Origin of the sequence: cf. Phormidesmis sp. LEGE 11477 (assembly GCF_015207105.1) — a bacterium.
In the GTDB taxonomy this organism is placed as follows: Bacteria; Cyanobacteriota; Cyanobacteriia; order Phormidesmidales; family Phormidesmidaceae; genus Phormidesmis.
Genome location: NZ_JADEXO010000006.1, coordinates 35,389 through 54,713 on the forward strand (window position 1 = coordinate 35,389; position 19,325 = coordinate 54,713).

Consider the following 19,325-nt stretch of genomic DNA (forward strand, 5'->3'; position numbering starts at 1 on the left):
GTGAGGCGATATTTGCTGGTCTCTATCTGGCTGTTTGGCTTGATGGCCGACGGAGGTGACGCTCGATCGCCGCCTCGCGTAATGCCTTAGGTGCTTTGTTGGTAATCTCTTTGGTCGCCTCACTCTCAACCGTTTACTACGGTCTAGTCATCTCACACAGAGCTATTCCATTAGCTGAAGTTCTATTGCTTGCAGCGGCCTCGACGGCAATTGTGACTTTGCCTTTAGCTAGCTTAGGCTTGTGGTCACGCAGCAAGCAACGTGCTGAGGATTTGAGCCTATCTGAGCTGCTGGTAAGAGATAAGTGGCTAAGCTCGGTAGTACTAGCACTATCTTTAGGTGTTATGTGCGGAGCCTTTGTTGTTGTTTCCGACAAAACATTTTATGATTTCCTTCCAGTCGGCGTAAGAGATATTGAACTACCTGGTTCCTTTCCCGGACTACTGGCAGCAATAGGCGCAGGCATTAATGAAGAGATTTGGTTTCGCTTAGGTGTACTGACGAGTTTGACGGCATTAGGAAGTTGGTCGTTGAAGATAGAAAACTCAAGCACAGCGTTGTTCTGGAGTGCTAACGTAGTTGCTGCGATTCTCTTTGGAGCAGCACACTTGCCTCAATTTGCGCTTATGGCGAATGGATTGTCGTTAAATGTTATTGGTGTAGTATTGCTTCAAAATGGGTTGGTTGGCTTGATTTTTGGTTGGCTTTATTGGCGTCAGGGACTTTTAGCTGCAATGCTGGCCCATTTCACAGCTGATATTGTGATTCATGTTATTGTGCCAACGTTTTTTGTGTAGATGTCAGCTACGCTCCTCGACTAAATATTCTGGAAGAAGCCACTCTTACTGTCACTCATGCAGCTGGCCAACCCCCACACATCAGACTCGATAAAGAAACCTCTAGTTCATGGTCAGCCTGCAAAGGCGAGAAACGTAAACGTCCAAATAGCAAGATGCTCAACTCATACCGTATCAGTCCTCCATCGAGATAAGATCGCAATGAAGGCAACAAATTTTCTGACTCTACCTGACGATCGGCAGCTAGCCTATGCAGAGTACGGCGACCCTAATGGGCATCCCGTTTTCTATTTTCATGGAGGTGGAACTTCTCGTTTAGAGCCCCTGTTGTTAGGCAATGAAGCATTTACTCGATTAGGCTTACGACTGGTTGCACCAGATCGTCCAGGAATAGGACAGTCAGACTTTCAACCGAATCGCGGCTTTTCTGATTGGACGAAGGATGTCATATTTCTCGCCAATGCCTTAGGGCTAGACAAGTTTTCAGTGCTGGGTATTTCGTCGGGTGGCGGCTATGCTGCGGCCTGTACTGCAAAGATTCCTCATCGATTACATTCAGCCGTCATCGTTTCAGGCGCATGGGAATTTGCAACTGCGGATTGGCTGGAATACAAGCGCTGGGGTTTTCTCTTAATCAAGTATTTTCCTTGGCTGTATCAAGCCTCAATGAAATTCACGCAGCGATCGCTTAATGGTCCTCCTGACAAAATATTAAAAACACTTCAGAAAACACTTCCAGCGGCAGATTACGCGGTACTAAAATCACCAGGTCGGATAGAGCAAAGCTGTGAAGCTTTGAACGAAGGACTTCGTTCAGGCACACGAGGAACCGCATATGATCTTCAGCTTTACTTTAGAAAGTGGGACTTTAGTTTAGATGAGATTCGGATGCCGCTGACTCTGTTCTATGGGGAAGAGGATAGAAATGTTCCGCTTGAGCTAGTAAAGCGAACTGCTGCGACTCTCCCGACGGCTAAGCTGGTGATGTATCCAAATGAAGGACATATCTCGGTGGTGGTAAATCAGATCGAAGCGATCACCAAAGCGCTTAAGACCTATCAGAATTAAAAGTCGCCGATCTAGTGGCTCAATAAGCCTAAGGCCTTTTAAGAACGATATTTTGAGCCATCATTTGAGACACATATTTTACAGTGGCCCAAAAGGTATGAGATTTGATACGACTACTGAGCATAATCACCGCTGAGTCATGACCACGCTCTGACATATTGCCGTAATCACTCTGTGAGTAGGAAGCTAGCTAAAGGTTTGTTTGCCTAGTTGATCACTGTGCAGCTAGGCAGATAATACGAGCAAGATGTTCTTAAATGGTGGCTTTGCCACTCTGATGACTTTGAGAGCCATAGTACATATGGTTTTAGGCGCACGACGCTGACCCAGTTGAGGAATAGTCAGATGCCGCTACGAGTGGTCAAATAGCTATTGGCTTCTAAATCAGCCTGCAACCCCTATCCTATAAAGTTCTTGCGAGTCGTCCTGCAAATTCTCATAGCTTCTGAAAATTAGAGGGATATCTATGCAGAAGCCAGGGCGGAACCGTCGGAGGGCTGACTTTCTGGTTCGGCGATCGCATCAGGTGAAGGCGAAGGCGGAATCTTTTGATCTTCAAAGATGCTCTTGATCGAGCTAGCAACTGGCACGGCAACGATCAGCCCTAAAACTCCGGCAATCTTGGTGCCTAGCAGTAGCGAGACGAGTATCCAGACGGGATTGAGGCCCACGAAGCCGCCGATCAGCTGCGGGGCGATCGCATTTTCCACTACCTGATCGATCACCGCTGCCACCGTCACCACCCGTACCCCCAGCCAAATGCTCTTCAGCGCTGTCAAGAAGCTAATAATCGTAATGCTCAGCGCTGGGCCAAAAGGGAAAATCGCCATGACGCCGACCGCGATCCCAAACAGCAGGCCGAACGGCACCTGAATCACTACAAAGGCGATCGTCATCGCGGTGCCCATCAGTAGAGCAACCGTAAACTGTCCTAAAAAGTAATTTTGAAAATTTTGCTTGATCAGAGGTCGAGCCCTAGCATTCCAAGAGTCTGGTAGCCACTGATAAAGCCCATCCCATAGCCTTTCACCATGCAGCAACAGATAAAAAGTCAGCACTACCGTCAGACCTAGATCTACCACGCTACTAATGGCATCTGGCAGTAGCGCTAGAATTCCAGCACTAAGTGTTTGAACCTGGGTCGTGATTCTGGCTTGAAGCTGGGCTGATAGCCGGGAAAGATCGATTGGCAGATTCAGACTGACCGCCCAGTTCTGGAAAGCAGCCAACTGAGACGTACTAGAGTCTATCCAGGAAGGCAATCTGCCAGACAGCTCGTTGAGCTGCTCCACCAGCGGCGGCACTAGGATAACGCCTAACACGCCTAACACAGAGACAGTAATTAGCAGCACTAGCAAGATGGCAAGCGATCGCCGTAGTCGAAACCGTGATAGCCACTGAACAGGATAGTTCAGCACAAAAGAAAGCAGCGTTGCTGTCAAGAAGATCGTGAACTGGGTCCGAAAATAGGCAAAAATCTGTAGCGCTACCCATCCATTTAGCGCCAAAATCGGTAGGGCTAAGCCCCAGACCATCCAGCGCGGCAGTCGATTTAACCAGTCCATTAATAACGTATGCCCTATCTTGCGGTTTCTTGCGGCAGAGTCTTATCACCGTACAACTTCGCTAAGCAACAGCGCACTGACCTTCAATCAGGATAGCGGATCATCCGAAGCGCCTCCTCTCTCCTAGGTGACTCTATTCAGGAAAAACATCTGCCTAAGGTATCTACCTAGGGTAGCGCTAAGGTAACCCTGCTAGACATACCTACACCGTCTGTTGCTAGCCGCCTACCGACATATACCAGTAGTAAGTTGCCATTGGAATCACAGTCGCTGCAATCAGTAAAACAATCACAACCGTAGTAGAAGATCCGCGAGTTGCCTCCGTTTCCTCAGCAGTAGCGTAGGTTCGATCGACGTCAACAGTGTCGTCATACGCTTCCGGGGGGCCTGGATCGGGCTCGCCGGAGAGCACGGCGACGAGTCGATCGGTTGCGCCTAAAAAGGATTGATTGTACTGGTTACCTTTGAGCAAAGGTGTCTTCATTGTTTCGCCGACGATGCTCTGCGCCAGTTCTGGGTCGATGGTTTCAGCTGTGCGATCGCCAACGCTAATACCAATAGTGTTAGTGACATCGTCTAAGACAATTACCGTCTGATTGCTACGCGCTTCGGGAGTAGGGAACCAGCGCTCAGCTAGCTCATCGGCAAAATCCTGAATAGTCTTGCCATAGTCTAGCCGGTGAATGGTGACAAAGCGAATCTCGTTGCCCGTTTCCTCAGCCAGTTGCTCCAGTGAGCTCTCAATCTTGCCTTCGTTTAGCCGCGAAACCTGAGAGGCTTCGTCGATAAACCATTTGCCATCGGGGCTTTGCGGCATGCTGTATAAGCTCGTAGCCAAGGCAGGAGCGCTGCATAGCTGCAGAGTGAAAAAGGCGATCGCGCTAAGGCAAACGAGCTGACGGAACCAGCCAAGAAGTCGTCTAGACATGGGTATATGGGGGAGTTTCTTAATCTTTTTTGTTGTTTCTATAGTTTATAAATGATAGAGGAAATTGGCATAGAGAATGTTGGCATACCCAATATCCATTTCAAAACTCGCTGGCCTAATCCGATGGTGATACCCAGAAAATGGCATCAGGCAGAGAGGGTATCAGGCAAAAATTTCTGTACCCGCAGAATCTCCGCCAAATCGGTTTTGCTCTCGATCAAACAGGCGTGACCGCTCTCGGGTAGCAGCGTCTTCTTGGCGTTAGGAAACCGTGCTACTAGGCTATCGGCTTCGCGCTTAGAAGGTAGCAGCCGATCGTTTCCACCAGCAATCACTAAAACAGGATGCGTCATCCGTTCTAGCGGCAGCCGCTCTATATCGAATTTGCCTAGCAGATCCATGCGCCACGCGGCGGTTTTAGCAGGAACTGAACCCATTGCCTCAATCAGGGCAGTGCGATCGCTTTTCTCTACTCGAAAGGGCTCTATCAAAAAAGGAATGATCCCTTGCGCGCCATAGCGATAGACCAAACTGGGCATCCGATGGGTAATTAATGCGCCTAGCTGCATCCAAGGCAATCGCCTAAAAGAAGAGGCTGGATTAATTAAGATCGCTTTTTCAAATAGATAAGGTGAGTGGGTTAGTACTTGCATTGCTAAGCAGCCGCCGAAAGATTCCCCACACAAATAAACCCCTCGTCTGCGGCCTGAAGGGGCGAGATCTTTCCCTAGCTCTTGATCGATCAGCACGCTGACTTGATGGGTCAGCGTCGGCCAATCAGCCCGCTCCTGAGGTGGCAGCGATAGACAGCGCAAATCGAACCAGCGTGATAGCTTGTTAGCCTGAGCACGAAACAGCTTGCCGGTACCATCCATTCCCGGTAAATAGATAAAGAGAGGACGCAAAAGCGCCCGGCCAGGCTTTGTAACAGGGTCCGTATTCGGTTTTATTAGCTTGACGGTGTCCAATCTTCCTCGCCTAGTCAGGGATGAAACCTGAGCTTGCCCGGCTAGCTGCCTATTTTAAGCGCTACCTGTTTTAAGTAGTGTTTGAACCTTATCTCGACAGGTGTCGGTTAGCATAGCGGCAACTTGCGCGGCCTGTTTGCCATGATAGTGTTCCTGTAGATCTGCTATTGAGATCGGGCTACCAATCACGATTGCGACTTCTCGATAGATTACAGCCGGATGGCGTCCTGCCTGCTGGAATAATGGCTCGCTAGGATCAAACCAGCCAAGCAGCCGAAAGGGAATTGTGTCTTGCTGCTTCTCTTTGAGCGCGATGATAGCAGTAGGCACAATTTGGAGGTTGTCGACAGGGGCACGCAGAGCGAGGTGAGCGAAGCCTCGATGAAAGTCGTTGACCTGATCGGGAGAGGGAATTTCAACCATGGGATGGGTGCCTTCGGGAAAGACGCCAATGGACTGCTGCGATCGCAAGAAACTAGTCGCCTGCTTAAAAAATGTTCGCCCGCGCTGCTTCGGTCCATCGAGTGGAAAACAGCCGAGCGCATCGACAATATCGCTCATCACCGGCACCTGAGACATGTAGTGATGGCAGGCGAAGTGAATCGGCTGAGCCGTTGCCGTCATCAGTAGCGGCGTATCTAAAAAACTACGATGGTTAGAAATTACCAAAAAAGGCGATCGCGGCAAGGGTGCGAGCTGATGGACATGGATACGGATACCCATAGAGAAGAGCATCCATCTGGAAAGTTCAAGGGGGTTAGTCAAAGGTATTGTACAGAGCGCACTAGAGAGGTGGTCAAAGAAAAAGGCTAGCGGAAATGTAAGATCAGCCAAAGAAAAAGGCTAGAGGGGTCTTACTTGGCCCACTAGCCTCTTATCCTATACAACTTCAACATCAAAGCATCGCCGAAAGGGGTGAACTAGATCGCGCTATAGAGCAGTCTACGGGATGAGATTGCCGCTGCAGAAAGCTCGACTGGCAGATCAACTGGAACCACATGGCCACCTGCGATCGCATCATCCAAGATAGCGAGCAGCCGACGCTCTCGGCAGGTGAGCTGACCGCTTCGATACCGATCAATCTGAGCAGCGACACCAGGAGATAGTTCCCTGTGGGTTATTGCTGTGCGAACCAATAGTTCGAGGGCTTCCTCGCTGATGCTAGAGCTCGACTGCTCAAGACCCAATGACTTAAACATGAATTTTGACCTTCAATCGCTTACGTATCTATCTTCTTTGAATAGAGTTTTAACCCGGACAAAACAACTTTTGTAGATTGACATCAGACGGTACTTAAGCGTTTTTACGTATCTATAAAATATAGCAGTTATTTTTAGTAATCCAATCCGTTTAAGAAACTATTTCGCTTTACGAGTTTGGAATTTCGGGCGTTACCTTAATCCGTAAAAGTATTGATCTAGAGATGTTGCAACGAGTACGCTATCCGTAATAGCAGTTAAAAGCTTTTCCCCCATTTCAGGCCAGCTTTTCATTTGAGTCAACGGCATTTGCTAATTGCGACATAAATCTTTAAAGGCAGCTTAATTATCAACTCAAACCAACACAAACTGAATAGGTAATTCACTCAAACTTGTGCAAGTAGAGATGAATAAATACTGTTAGCAATAGCAAACTCTAGCGCGTCATCGAACAATCCGCTCAAGCTATCGAGATCTACAGAACTAAGCTACAGGACTAAACCTACGGAACTAAAGCTGTTTGTATAGATTATTTCAGCTTCAAGACGGCTTCTAGACGGCTTCTAGATTGATTCGCTAGACTGCCCAGTGGCAAGGGCGATCGCGCGCGGGAAGATCAAATGTTCTTGCACCTGAATTCGGGCCTGCAGCGTTTCGACACTGTCATCAGCCAAGACGGGCACCGCCGCCTGCATAATGATCGGTCCGCTATCGACGACTAACTCCACGTGGTGAACGCTACAGCCTGTGATCTTGACTTTGGCTCGAAGCGCTTGTTCTACCGCACGAGTCCCTGGAAAGCTAGGCAGCAAGCTAGGGTGAATATTCAAAATCTGCCCTGGGAAAGCAGAGATCAGGCGCTGCGTGACCCGGCGCATCCAGCCGGCCATAATGATCCAGCTCACATTGAACTGGCCAAAAGTACTGATAATAGCTTCATCTAACTGCTCTCTACTATCGAAGGTACGATGGTCGAGCAGCTTAGCTGGAATACCCAAACGCTGAGCCCTTTTAGGGGCCTTAGCGTTTGGATTGTTGTAGATGACGACTTCGATAGTGGCATTGAGCGTACCAGCGGCGATCGCAGCAGCAATTGCCTCAAAGTTGCTACCGCTGCCAGAGGCCATAATGCCCAGTCTAATCGGTGAGGGGGCAGCAGTAAGCGCGCTCGTTTCGGGAGAGACCAGCGCCCGAGCAGAGGCTGGGATTGATGGCTGAAGAGGCGGCATAGCTTAAAGGTAGCAGAGGCTATATAAAACGATAGTGGCCATGTAGTGGTCTTGTGTGATTGGGTTAGTAGAATTGCACGTGATTACACTGAAATATGCTTTGGCAAGGCTTTAACCAATCAAGAATGATCTATATTTTGAGGGTTCAACCAGGCATCTTATCAGTACTCGGCATCGGTCGAATTGCGTAATGAGCTTATCAACTAGTCCATCTGAATCGACCACTATCTGGCAGATGTTAGATGCGATCGCCCAGCCCGTCTATGTAAAGACGGCTGAACATCAATGGATCTATGTCAATGAGGCTGGCGCGGCGCTTGTGGGTCTACCCATTGATGCCATGATCGGTCGCAGCGAAGCCGACTTTCTACCCCAGCAGCTAGCAAGACAGCTCGCTCAGCAAGACCAGTTTTTTTTGGACAGCGCTCGACAAAGCGACGCCCCGCTGCTGTTTGAAACGGCCAGCGGCATCCAGCAGTTCGTAGGACATCGGCGACTGTTTAATATAGATGACTCGAACGAAGGTACAAACAGTACGAACAAAGCTGCTGTCACCCTAGTTAATACGCTACAGAATATGACGGCACTAGCCTGCGCCCGTGAGGAAAACAGTGTTCTCCATCGGCGGCTAGCGTCAAATCGAGCCGAGCTGCACAAGGCCCAACAGCTAGAATCTACGCTAAAGCGAATTACCGACCGCGTTAGAGAAAGCCTAGACGAGCAGCAGATTCTACAAACAGCGGTTAATGAGCTAGTAGAAGTCCTCAATGCCAAAGCTGCCAACACCGCACTTTACGATTTAGAGCAGGGCACCTCGACTGTCTTGCACGAATGCGCGGCAGGGCTAGCTCCTATGCGCGGTCGAGTATCTTCTCTAGAGGCTTACCCCGAGGTCTATCAGCTCTTACTAGCAGGGCAGTATCTACAGTTTTGCTCGATCTTTCCTAATCCAGAGCGGGGGCGAGTGTCTATGTTTGCCGCACCCATCGAGGACGATAGGGTAGTGCTAGGCGATCTGTGGCTAATTAACGATCAGGGCAGATGGTTCTCTGAATCAGAAATTCGGCTGGTGCAGCAAGTGACTAACCAGTGTGGAATCGCCATTCGCCAGGCTCGGCTCTACCAAGAATCGCAATCTCAAGTCCGCGAGCTAGAGCATGTCAATACGCTAAAAGACGACTTTTTAAGCACCGTTTCTCACGAGCTGCGTACGCCCGTGACCAGTATGAAAGTTGCCATCCAGATGCTGGGTATCACCTTGCAGCAGGAATATGGCATTGACCAAGAGGCGCTGAAAAAACCGCAGGCACAAAGAGGATTAGCTCGCTATTACAGCGTTTTGAACGAAGAATGCGAACGTGAAATTAGTCTAATTAACGATTTGCTCGATCTGCAGCGTCTAGATGTGGGCAATCATCCCATGATGATCCAGCCGATTAACATCTCTGCTTGGCTACCGGGTCTGGTCAACAGCTTCAAGCCTAGAGCAGCTAACCGGCAGCAGGAGCTAACGCTGCAGATTGATGAAAAGTCACCTGAACTGACTTCCGATCTCGCTAGCCTTGAGCGAATTATGACAGAGCTAATCAACAACGCCTGTAAGTACACGCCGCCTGGGCATTCCATTTTGGTTGATATAGCAAGCGGGCCCCATTCGATGAAAATTCGGGTAGCGAACACAGGGGTAGAAATAGCTGAAGAAGAGCGCGATCGCATTTTTGACAAGTTTTATCGAGTTCCTAGCGCTGATCCTTGGAAGCAGGGGGGCACAGGACTCGGATTAGCCCTAATCGAAAAGCTAGTAGAACATCTAGAGGGCACGATTACCGTCGATAGCGGTATGAATCAGACCACCTTCATCGTTGAGCTACCTTTGCTACATTCAGCCGCTTAACTTCGAGAAAGCGCTTGGAGAATAGTCGCCGAGCAGATTGAGAATCTTGCGATCGCTATACGCAGAGCTATCAATTAGTAGAATTAGGGGCGTTCAGCAGGCGAGTAGCATCGTCGATAGTGCGTAGGACTTCTTCTGCCGACAGCGGACTGCTGAACTGATCGGTATCGGCAATACCAGGGGCGGCATCGGTCACTTCGCCATTAGCTTCATCGATATCCGTTTCAGGATCTGGCTCTAGGGCTGCTTCCTCTAAAGCCGCTTGTTCAGCTTCGCCAGCCTGGGTATCAGAGGCACCACAAAGCGCGCTAAGATCATAGTGCCGACCGTCTGAGCCGTGAAGATAGCAAACGTAATCGGCGGTATTGACCTGAGCTAGAGCAGTAGGCGCAATGCTCAACCAACTGGCTGCCCCTATAGATACACCGACTGTTGCCCAAAGGACATTCACCGGGGTGCTGATTGAAATGCCGAGCGTAAAGGCTTTGTGAGCAACGGCGGGAAGACTCATGATTTTTCAGATGAGAATGCTGACTTTCTTAAGCTATAGCCGTCGTTCAGATGCATCCGAACGACGGCTGCTACTTAGCTCTATATGTATCAACGGTATGTATCAACGGTTTCACACTCTAGAAATGTACAGAGCTAAGTAGCCAAAGCTATATAGGCTTACTATGCCCGCTTCTTGCTGACTAATTTCGACCGCACTGCGAGTAGCCTGCACCAGAGGATCGTTTAGGGAGAAAGCTCACATTTTCAAGCGATAGGGATATACTTTTTGAGTCAAACGTGTTAACTAGAGAACACACAGCTAGAGAGCACACTTGTAGAGTTTCCACTCATGGTTTCGTCAATTCTGGCCATTCTTTCTTTTTTGATTGCTGGATACACCGTCGGCTCAGTGCGAATTATCAAAGAAGGTAATGCTGCCCTAGTAGAGCGATTGGGCAAATACAGTCGCCGGCTCGAACCAGGAGTGAATATGATTGTGCCGCTGGTAGAATCGGTGGTGCTAGAAGATTCTTTGCGAGAGCAGACGCTAGATATTAAGCCGCAAAGGGCTATCACCAAAGACAGCGTTAACCTAGAAGTGGATGCTATCATCTACTGGCGAATCTACGATCTAGAGCGAACCTACTATGCCGTTGAGGACGTTGAGTTTGCGATGCAGGAGCTAGTGATTACAACGCTGCGCTCTGAGGTCGGCAAGATGGATTTTCAAAGCCTGTTCTCTTCGCGCGATGAGATCAACCGCGCTTTGCTAAAGGAGCTAGACCAGGCGACTGAGCCCTGGGGGCTAAAAGTAAACCGGGTTGAGATTCAAAAGCTAGACCCGCCGCAGAACGTACTAGATGCGATGCAAAAAGAGCGGGCGGCGATCTACGAGAAGAATGCCAAGATTTCGGAAGCGCAGGCAGATGTCGAGTCAATGCGCCTGCTTTCTGAGGCGATCGCAGCGACAGGAAACGGCAAAGAAGTCCTGCACTACCTGCTGGCTCAGCGCTATGTCGCGGCTAATCAAAAGATCGGCGAAAGCGACAACTCCAAAGTCCTGTTCATGGACCCCAAGGCACTGACAGAAGGACTCGTCGATCTGATGAATGACGGCGATATTAGTAGAGCTAACAAAGAATAAGATCACGACAGGAGCGCGATGACAGCAGCGATGACGGAGCCGTTACTGGATTCAAAATTTGATCCGCCAGCCGATGAATTCTCTTCTGGAGAGATAGCGGTCAAAGAAATAGCATTAGTCCCTCTGCTAGGGCGTTCTGTCGAATCTTTGACTGAGTGGGTAGTGCAGTGCGGTCAGCCTGCTTACCGGGGCAAGCAGTTGCATCAGTGGATCTATCAAAAGGGCATTCGCTCCTTAGATGAGGTGACTGTCTTTTCCAAGAAATGGCGAGCCGAGGTAAAGGATTTTCCGGTGGGGCGATCGCATATCCATCACCGATCCGAATCACCTGATGGCACCGTCAAATATTTACTTAGGCTCAAAGACGGCCTGATTATAGAAGCGGTCGGCATTCCTTCGGATAAGCGCCTCACGGTCTGTGTCTCCTCGCAGATCGGCTGCCCAATGGGCTGTGACTTCTGCGCGACGGGCAAAGGCGGCTTTACGCGCAACCTAGAAACCTACGAGATTGTCGATCAGGTGCTGACGGTTCAAGCAGACTTTCAGCGGCGGGTAAGCAACATTGTCTTTATGGGCATGGGTGAGCCGCTGCTGAATACAGAGGCGGTGGTGGGGGCGGTGCGATCGCTCAATCAAGATATCGGCATTGGCCAGCGGATGATCACCGTCTCGACCGTCGGCATTCCGGGTCATATTCGCAGACTGGCCGAGCAGCAAATGCAGATCACCCTAGCAGTAAGCCTGCACGCCAGCAATCAAGTTCTGCGAACTCAGCTAATTCCCAGCGCTGAGAAATACCCACTATCCACACTGCTAGACGAGTGCCGAGACTATGTCAAGATGACAGGTCGCCGAGTCACGTTTGAATATATCTTGCTAGCCGACCTCAACGATCGACCCGAACATGCCGCAGAACTTGCCAATGAATTGCGCGGCTTTCAAAGCCACGTCAACCTAATTCCGTATAACCCCATCAGCGAAGTAGACTACCAGCGCCCCAGCAGAGCCAGGGTCGAAGGCTTCACCCAGCAGCTCAAAGACAAAGGCATTGCCGTGAGCGTTCGCTATTCTCGTGGATTAGAAAAAGACGCCGCCTGTGGTCAACTGCGGGCATCAAAAGCCGCCGAAGCTATTCAACCTAAGAGCTAGTTTTCACAGGTTGCTTGAACGCCGCGAGCTGCTTGCACTCCCGTGGACGGAGCGAAGTCGAAGGTCGAATCTCACGCTTTGATCTACAGCGCTTGGTCTACGGCGTGATCCAAACGAAATCAGTAAAGTTAGGCGTTATCGGTTGATCAACCGTACTCAGTCGAACGCTAGCCTGATCGATATCAGGCAGGCGACGCTCTACGCGGCTAGGAATGCCGTAGTCAAAAGCAATATGACCTTCCCCCGACAGGACGACTATCTGCCGCTCAGGCTCCTTCTCTAGCTGCCTGACGACGCTCTCAGCCATTGTTTCGTCCCACAGCACCTGCGCTGCAAAAAAGTTTTCAAAGCTAAGGCTGCTGCCATGGCCATGTGCGCCAAAAACGCGGGCTACAGAAGCTCGATACGCCTCGTCTGTGGTGTCGATCTCAGCCACTGGTGGGACATACTTCAGCAGATCTCCCTCCAAGCTTTCTAGCCCTTCGCGGGCAACTTGCCGGGTGGCTTCTGTCGGTGCATTTAGTGCAATTACCGGGATTTGATTGTCCTTGGCATAGCGAATAATCGGCGCATAGAACTCCCAATCAAAGCCCCAGCGAGTCTCGTATTCACTCTGCTTCACTAGGTCTGCTTCAGAAATGATGCCAGCGAGGTAATCGTCTAGAACGGACTGAAAAGGTCGCTGGAACATCTCTAGGCCGATGGCGAGTTCATTCGTTTCATCTAGCGCCTTGATGATATCAAGCTGAGCAATATGGTCGGCTCTACTGTCGTGAGTTTCTGCTAGATAGATGACTTGGGAAGCTGCGATCGCGTCCAGCACGCCAGCATTAGCGGCCTCAGCCTTAGTGCTCGTTGCGTTTTGTGCGATCGCCTCTCCTGCCTTTTCTTTTGAAAGCAGTGAAGCATTGTCTTCAATTCCACTTTCTAGAGCAATAGCGCTCTGCCCGTTAATAGAGGCTAAAGATAAAGCTGCCAGCATCAGCCCTAACCGCGCACAGGCTTTAGCAGACCAGCGCGCAGAGAAAGTAGAAAACGTGGAATTCTTTGACGTGGAATCCCTTGATACAGATGGTCTTGATACAGATGACATAGAAGGCTATAAGCGAACTGCTGCAAAGAACAATTTTCTGGAACTACATGTACTTTATAAAAAGTGCATACATCCTATATCAAGCAACTGGGCGTAGTATGTGACTTCGATAGGAATTGCACGTATCGGCGCTAAAAACTTAGCAACTAATCTAACGGGCTCTTCTACAGTTCACACCGCAAATCTACCCGGTTTCTACCCTGATCTAGCTTAAAGTGACTCTCTAGAACCCAGGCCCAAGTCAAAACTAAACAGTTAGAAAAACTGAGCAATCAAACAAGGATAGGTAACTATGGACAACATCTTTCCCGGTCGCTACACAGCAAACGTCTCCGAGCCCTGTGTCGTCTTTCTCATTGGGATGAGAGTCAATCGCTTTTGGGCGATCAAGAAATGGTTTTCTGTTGCAGCGGCGATGGGGCCAATGCTAGCGACCCTCATCAAACATCCAGACAAAGGGCTGCTGGGTGCTAGGCCATTCTTTCGGGTATGGCCGCTGGAGACCTGCATGGTTACGTACTGGCGCTCTTTTGAAGATTTGACGCGCTTTGCCCGGAGCGATGACGATCCGCACTGGCAAGCTTGGCAAAAGTTCAGAAAAGAGGTGGGCGACGACGGCAGCGTTGGCATTTGGCACGAGACCTACAAAATCGATCCCGCCAACTGTGAATGCATCTACGCCAACATGCCGGCTCATGGACTCGCCGCAGCCACAGAGCATATTTCAATCTCTGAAAAGACTCGCAGCGCCGCCCAAAGAATGGCAATTTCCGACCAAAGAGCGGCCTATTAGGAGATGGCTGCAATTCGTTCTTAGCGTCTTGCTGTAGTACGCTACCAACCGTGACGCTGTCTCAAAACAACGGCATCATTCAGCTTACAGGTGTCGGCAGTCGATACATTGAGTTTTACGTGGCGGGTATTCTCGCTTTTCTAGGCTTCTTTCCGATTATCGGAGGCATGCTTACGGCCATTCCAGCACCGGTCTTTGGAGCCGCCATTATGTTGATGTTTGGCACTGTTGCAGTTGCCGGGTTCCACATTTTGCGAGAGATTAATATGACTAACCGGGCGCTGGTGATAGTGGGTGCATCCTTAGCAACAGGCTTAGGCGTAACCTTTGTTCCAGAAGGTCTAGCTGGATTTCCTGACCAGGTTCAGACTGTCTTATCGTCGGGTATCTCAGTCGGGTATATCTGCGCGCTCGTTCTAAATCTGGTCTTACCTAAGTCTGAAGAAGATCGCCTGCCTGCTAATGCTCAGATCATAGAGAGCGAAGCCCCAGCGCTGTCTAGGGTAGAGTAGGTTTTGGGAAGCTTTCTTGCGATCGCAGCCCTATCAAAACCGAGCTAACAAAAAGAGAGATCTGCTCGTAGTGACAGATCTCTCTTCTTCGTTGATTCAATCCTGCGAGCATAATGTATCGCTCAGGAATAGGGCTGACCGCAGCGGCTAGCTGAAAAGATTCTTTGAATTGGACAGTGCCAACAGTTGCGTGGTCGTCCAGCCCTCATCGGCTTTAGCTTTCTGCTTGGAGTTAGCTGTCATCACACCAGCGCCATAGGCACTCTCAAGCGCTGTAGAGAGACGCAGCAAATGAGTGAAGTTGGTTCGCTCTTGGAGAGAATTAGCGATCGCAGCAAATTTCATATGATTTACACCCTCTATAGTTTTTCTTTGAACATCTTCATTTTAAGAAAGCGTAGCGAAATATACCAAAACCAAACCGCATCCTTTCCATGAGAAGATCAGATGCAAGAAATATTGAGCAACTTCTTCGCCGCGAGAAGTTACCTATCCTTTTTCGTCGCTATTCTTATCCCGAACTGACGTTACTTAGCGTCAAAGTAAGGAAAAAATACTGCATATGCTGATCACCTCTAGCCGATGCAGCCATTTATCCTTAGCCCACTGAATTCTCCGTCAATCCTCTGGGTTAGCCGTCGGTACGGTGATGGTACACCTGCCGATGTCGCTTTAGGCAATATTGAGTTCTGTGGTTAGAGCGTGATTTGGCATCATCACTCTAGTGATTGAGAATAAGCTGATTTTGAGATGTCGTCAGGCGGTTGTCTTCATCGCCTCTTTGTCACTTTGGAGCGCCGTGGGTCTATCTTTGGTTTTCAGCCGCAGACTGCTCGTTAGCTCGCTGGGTTGGGTCGAATGCTGGGCTGTAGTTCCAGTCTAGGGCTGCTTGGTAGCGTGCGATCGCCTCATCAATTTCGCCTCGTCCTGCCAAGACATCGCCCTGGCGTACATAGGCAGGCGCGGCAGTCAGCTTACGCGCTGGCGTATGGCAGATGGTCAATGCTGCCAGCTCTTCAGGATGGTTAGTGAAGTAAGGCGTCAGATAGTCGCAGCCAGCAGCCAGCAGCCCATCCAAATCGGAAACAACATCCCACACCCGCGCGGTGTTGTCATCGCTGGCAGTCACAATACGGCTGCCGTCCGGGCTGAAGCTGGCGTTTGTGACCCTGGATTGATGGCCTTCTAGTGCTTGGATTTGCTCGCCGCTCTGGCTATCCCACACCCGCGCTGTATTGTCATCGCTGGCAGTCACAATACGGCTACCGTCCGGGCTGAAGCTGGCGTTTATGACTAAGGATTGATGGCCTTCTAGCGCTTGAATGAGCTCGCCGCTCTGGCTATCCCATACCCGCGCTGTGTTGTCATCGCTGGCAGTCACAATACGGCTGCCGTCCGGGCTGAAGCTGGCGTTTGTGACTAAGGATTGATGGCCTTCTAGCGCTTGGATTTGCTCACCGCTCTGGCTATCCCATACCCGCGCTGTGTTGTCAAAGCTGGCAGTCACAATACGGCTGCCGTCCGGGCTGAAGCTGGCGTTTCTGACCCTGGATTGATGGCCTTCTAGCGCTTGGATTTGCTCACCCCTCTGGCTGTCCCATACCCGCGCTGTGTTGTCATCGCTGGCAGTCACAATACGGCTGCCGTCCGGGCTGAAGCTGGCGTTTATGACTCTGGATTGATGGCCTTCTAGCGCTTGAATGAGCTCGCCGCTCTGGCTATCCCACACCCGCGCTGTGTTGTCAGCGCTAGCAGTCACAATGCGGCTGCCGTCCGGGCTGAAGCTGGCGTTTGTGACCCTGGATTGATGGCCTTCTAGCGCTTGAATGGGCTCGCCGCTCTGGCTGTCCCACACCCGCGCGGTGTTGTCAAAGCTGGCAGTCACAATACGGCGACCGTTGGGGCTGAAGCTGGCGTTTGTGACCCTGGATCGATGGCCTTCTAGCGCTTGAATGGGCTCGCCGCTCTGGCTATCCCACACCCGCGCGGTGTTGTCATCGCTGGCAGTCACGATGCGGCTGCCGTCCGGGCTGAAGCTGGCGTTTATGACACTGGATTGATGGCCTTCTAGCGCTTGAATGAGCTCACCGCTCTGGCTATCCCATACCCGCGCTGTGTTGTCATCGCTGGCAGTCACAATGCGGCTACCGTCCGGGCTGAAGCTGGCGTTTGTGACACTGGATTGATGGCCTTCTAGCGCTTGAATGAGCTCGCCGCTCTGGCTATCCCATACCCGCGCTGTGTTGTCATCGCTGGCAGTCACAATGCGGCTGCCGTCCGGGCTGAAGCTGGCGTTTCTAACTAAGGATTGATGGCCCGGAAGCTGATTGCGCTCTCGGATATTTCGCAAAATGCTGTCTAATATCGTTATCGGGCTGTAGGTAGGATACTTATCTTTTAGATCGGCGGATTCTTCTGCTTTTAGCCGCTGTCCTGCTAACATTGCCAAGTGCAGACCGCTCAGGGGCTGACGCTCAAATCTTCGTAGGGCAAAAGTGCTCTCTCGTCCCAGTTCTAAGCCGGTTTTGGCTCTTTCTAGGCTAGCGGTTACTCTGATTTGCTCTGTTTCAGCGGTTGCTAGCGCTACATCGGCTTCTGCCAGGGTTTGCTCAGCCTGCTGTGCCTGTGTTTCTGCTGTTCGCTGTGCCTGCTCTGCTGTGCGAGTTGCCTGTGTGGCTGCCTGCGCCTGCGCCTGCGCCTGCTGTTTCTCAGCATTCACAGTGGCTAGCTGCCTCTGAGCGGTTTGTACCTGCGTCTGCGCTGCCTGGGCGGCTTGCTCTGCATCTATGGCCTTTTTATCAGCCGTTTGCAGCTTTCTCTCAGCCGTCCCGACATCCCCCTCCGCCCGCTTCAAGTCTTGCTCGGCATCGTCCATTGCCAGCTCAATCTCTGCTTTTTCGTCTTGCGCTGCCTCGGTTGCTTCCCTAGCGCTTTTTGCTGCCTGCCGAGCAGAATTTGCCTCTAGTCCCCGTTGCCCGCCCCACAGCGTCGCCAGCGTTGCTGCCACAATCGCAATCCCGGCAACCAGCGTCGTTTTTCTCCGGGTTTTTCTACCCTGTACGACTAATTGCTCCGTCTCCGCCTGCGTCTCCGCTAGCTCCGTCTCCGCCTGCGCCAGCTCCGTCTCCGCCTGCGCCCTAGCCTCACTCAAGATCCGGTTCGCTTCCGCCTCTGCCTCTAGCTGCGTCTGAGTATCCGCTTGTTCTACTGCCTGACTTGCTGACAAAAACAGCCGATCCTCATCGTCTAGGCTTCGACTCTCATTTGCCCATATCAGCGCATCTCTCAGCGCCTGCCCCTGCAACAGCCGCGAGCTATCTGTCTGCTCAGACGCCAGCCAAGCGGCAATCGCTGCCCCATAGGGCCGCAGCTTCAGCAGCACCTGATCCACCCACCCCTGATCGAACACCGCCGCGTAGATCGGATTCGCCACCCGCAGACAGCCCGCCTCTTCTCGAATCAGACCCGACAGCCGCAGCTCGATCTGTTCATCGCTGCCCTCCGCAGACACCTCTCCGCGCTGTAATATCCGCTGATACAGACCCAGCAGCCGCCCCGACCTAGCCTCATTGGCCAGCAGGCGATCGCGAATCGTCTTCAAATGCACCGACACATCCTGCGCTTCCCAATCCTCAATCACCCGAGATTGCACCAGCTGTGCCACCAGCGCCTGCTCACTTCCTGCCACAATCGAAAAGCTCGACTCAGCAATCAGCTGACACAGCCGCTGCGTCAAAAACGGCTGCCCCTTCGTCCATGCCAATACCTCATTTAGCACCGCCGTCGGATTCTCTGCTTGCTGCGCTAGCCCCGCCGCCAGCGGCCTCACCTCCGCCAGCTCAAACCCCTTCAAATCAATCAGCCGCCCGCCAATATTAAAAGACGTCCGCTGCTTATCCCTGATCAAATCTCCTGGCGTTGCCACCCCCAGCAGCACAAAGCTCAGCCGCCGATAGTCCTCATGCTCGGCCCGCTCCTGATAAAACGAGCGAATCAGCGCAAAAAAGTCGTCGTTAAACTCAAACTGAAACAGACTGTCAATCTCATCAATAAAAACAACAATTGGCCGCTCTATCGTCGCCAACAGCACATCTTCAACAAACTCACTAAACCGCTGAATCGGCGATAGCCCATCCCGCTCCCGCCACCAGGGCAGCACCTTCACCCGCAGCCCCAGACTCCGACTCAGCCGCCGAATTACCCCCAGATACCACTCATCGGCGCTCATCCCCGCCCCGACAATACTAGAAACCTCCACGACGCCACAGGCCACCTGCTCCGCTAGCAGCCGCTGCATCACCTGCACCCGCAGGCTCGACTTTCCCATCTGCCGCGAATTAAACACATAGCCATACTCCCCCGCCTTCAGCGCCGCATACAGATCCGCATCCGCCTGCCGCGTCACATAGGTCGGCGCATCCCGCCGCAGCGCCCCGCCTGTCACATATTGATAAGCTGGAGTCATACTCATCTGCTATTTCTTCACCTTCTGTT

At 51.3% G+C, this 19,325-nt stretch carries 16 protein-coding genes and 1 pseudogene; 7 read left to right on the plus strand and 10 right to left on the minus strand.

What is annotated here, in order from left to right:
- Positions 1 to 110: 110 nt before the first annotated feature.
- Positions 111 to 797, plus strand: coding sequence for a CPBP family intramembrane glutamic endopeptidase (locus tag IQ256_RS03260; RefSeq protein ID WP_193854125.1), 687 nt, complete (start codon positions 111 to 113; stop codon positions 795 to 797).
- Positions 798 to 998: 201 nt separating this feature from the next.
- Complete coding sequence (locus IQ256_RS03265; RefSeq protein ID WP_193854126.1) at positions 999 to 1,865, plus strand: alpha/beta fold hydrolase; 867 nt, start codon at positions 999 to 1,001, stop codon at positions 1,863 to 1,865.
- Positions 1,866 to 2,329: 464 nt separating this feature from the next.
- Here IQ256_RS03265 and IQ256_RS03270 read toward each other — a convergent pair whose 3' ends face one another.
- The 6 genes from IQ256_RS03270 to purN all read right to left on the minus strand — a co-directional run bounded on the left by IQ256_RS03270 (position 2,330) and on the right by purN (position 7,754).
- Complete coding sequence (locus IQ256_RS03270) at positions 2,330 to 3,430, minus strand: AI-2E family transporter (RefSeq protein WP_193854127.1); 1,101 nt, start codon at positions 3,428 to 3,430, stop codon at positions 2,330 to 2,332.
- A 217-nt stretch (positions 3,431 to 3,647) separates the two neighbouring features.
- On the minus strand, positions 3,648 to 4,358 hold the full coding sequence (gene psb32, locus IQ256_RS03275) for a photosystem II repair protein Psb32 (RefSeq protein WP_193854128.1): 711 nt from the start codon (positions 4,356 to 4,358) through the stop codon (positions 3,648 to 3,650).
- Between the two features lie 146 nt (positions 4,359 to 4,504).
- The gene (locus tag IQ256_RS03280; RefSeq protein ID WP_228024527.1) at positions 4,505 to 5,326 is read right to left on the minus strand and encodes an alpha/beta fold hydrolase; all 822 of its coding nucleotides are present in this window, start codon (positions 5,324 to 5,326) and stop codon (positions 4,505 to 4,507) included.
- A 54-nt stretch (positions 5,327 to 5,380) separates the two neighbouring features.
- On the minus strand, positions 5,381 to 6,049 hold the full coding sequence (locus tag IQ256_RS03285) for a 1-acyl-sn-glycerol-3-phosphate acyltransferase (protein ID WP_193854129.1): 669 nt from the start codon (positions 6,047 to 6,049) through the stop codon (positions 5,381 to 5,383).
- Between the two features lie 197 nt (positions 6,050 to 6,246).
- The gene (locus tag IQ256_RS03290; protein WP_193854130.1) at positions 6,247 to 6,525 is read right to left on the minus strand and encodes a hypothetical protein; all 279 of its coding nucleotides are present in this window, start codon (positions 6,523 to 6,525) and stop codon (positions 6,247 to 6,249) included.
- Between the two features lie 563 nt (positions 6,526 to 7,088).
- Complete coding sequence (gene purN, locus IQ256_RS03295) at positions 7,089 to 7,754, minus strand: phosphoribosylglycinamide formyltransferase (RefSeq protein ID WP_193854131.1); 666 nt, start codon at positions 7,752 to 7,754, stop codon at positions 7,089 to 7,091.
- Positions 7,755 to 7,944: 190 nt separating this feature from the next.
- Between purN and IQ256_RS03300 the strand changes: the two genes are divergently transcribed.
- Positions 7,945 to 9,648, plus strand: coding sequence for an ATP-binding protein (locus tag IQ256_RS03300; RefSeq protein ID WP_193854132.1), 1,704 nt, complete (start codon positions 7,945 to 7,947; stop codon positions 9,646 to 9,648).
- 70 nt (positions 9,649 to 9,718) lie between these two features.
- Here IQ256_RS03300 and IQ256_RS03305 read toward each other — a convergent pair whose 3' ends face one another.
- Positions 9,719 to 10,159, minus strand: a complete 441-nt coding sequence (locus tag IQ256_RS03305; RefSeq protein ID WP_193854133.1) for a hypothetical protein — start codon at positions 10,157 to 10,159, stop codon at positions 9,719 to 9,721.
- 330 nt (positions 10,160 to 10,489) lie between these two features.
- Here IQ256_RS03305 and IQ256_RS03310 point away from each other — a divergent pair, with 330 nt between their 5' ends.
- Complete coding sequence (locus IQ256_RS03310) at positions 10,490 to 11,284, plus strand: SPFH domain-containing protein (RefSeq protein ID WP_193854134.1); 795 nt, start codon at positions 10,490 to 10,492, stop codon at positions 11,282 to 11,284.
- Positions 11,285 to 11,302: 18 nt separating this feature from the next.
- The gene (gene rlmN, locus IQ256_RS03315) at positions 11,303 to 12,433 is read left to right on the plus strand and encodes a 23S rRNA (adenine(2503)-C(2))-methyltransferase RlmN (protein ID WP_228024528.1); all 1,131 of its coding nucleotides are present in this window, start codon (positions 11,303 to 11,305) and stop codon (positions 12,431 to 12,433) included.
- A 97-nt stretch (positions 12,434 to 12,530) separates the two neighbouring features.
- Here the strand turns inward: rlmN and IQ256_RS03320 are convergent, their stop codons facing one another.
- Positions 12,531 to 13,415, minus strand: a complete 885-nt coding sequence (locus IQ256_RS03320; protein WP_193854135.1) for a ChaN family lipoprotein — start codon at positions 13,413 to 13,415, stop codon at positions 12,531 to 12,533.
- Positions 13,416 to 13,818: 403 nt separating this feature from the next.
- Here IQ256_RS03320 and IQ256_RS03325 point away from each other — a divergent pair, with 403 nt between their 5' ends.
- Entirely contained in the window at positions 13,819 to 14,319 is a 501-nt protein-coding gene (locus IQ256_RS03325) for a DUF4188 domain-containing protein (protein WP_193854136.1), read from the plus strand.
- A gap of 17 nt (positions 14,320 to 14,336) precedes the next feature.
- Positions 14,337 to 14,831 (plus strand): annotated as a pseudogene (locus tag IQ256_RS03330) (solute carrier family 23 protein); the annotation flags it as partial.
- 147 nt (positions 14,832 to 14,978) lie between these two features.
- Here IQ256_RS03330 and IQ256_RS03335 read toward each other — a convergent pair.
- Together IQ256_RS03335 and IQ256_RS03340 are read right to left on the minus strand one after the other, a co-directional pair.
- Positions 14,979 to 15,176 carry a hypothetical protein gene (locus IQ256_RS03335; protein ID WP_193854137.1) on the minus strand — a complete coding sequence of 66 codons (198 nt, stop codon included), beginning with the start codon at positions 15,174 to 15,176 and terminating at the stop codon, positions 14,979 to 14,981.
- A gap of 460 nt (positions 15,177 to 15,636) precedes the next feature.
- Entirely contained in the window at positions 15,637 to 19,296 is a 3,660-nt protein-coding gene (locus IQ256_RS03340; RefSeq protein WP_193854138.1) for an AAA-like domain-containing protein, read from the minus strand.
- Positions 19,297 to 19,325 lie beyond the last annotated feature (29 nt).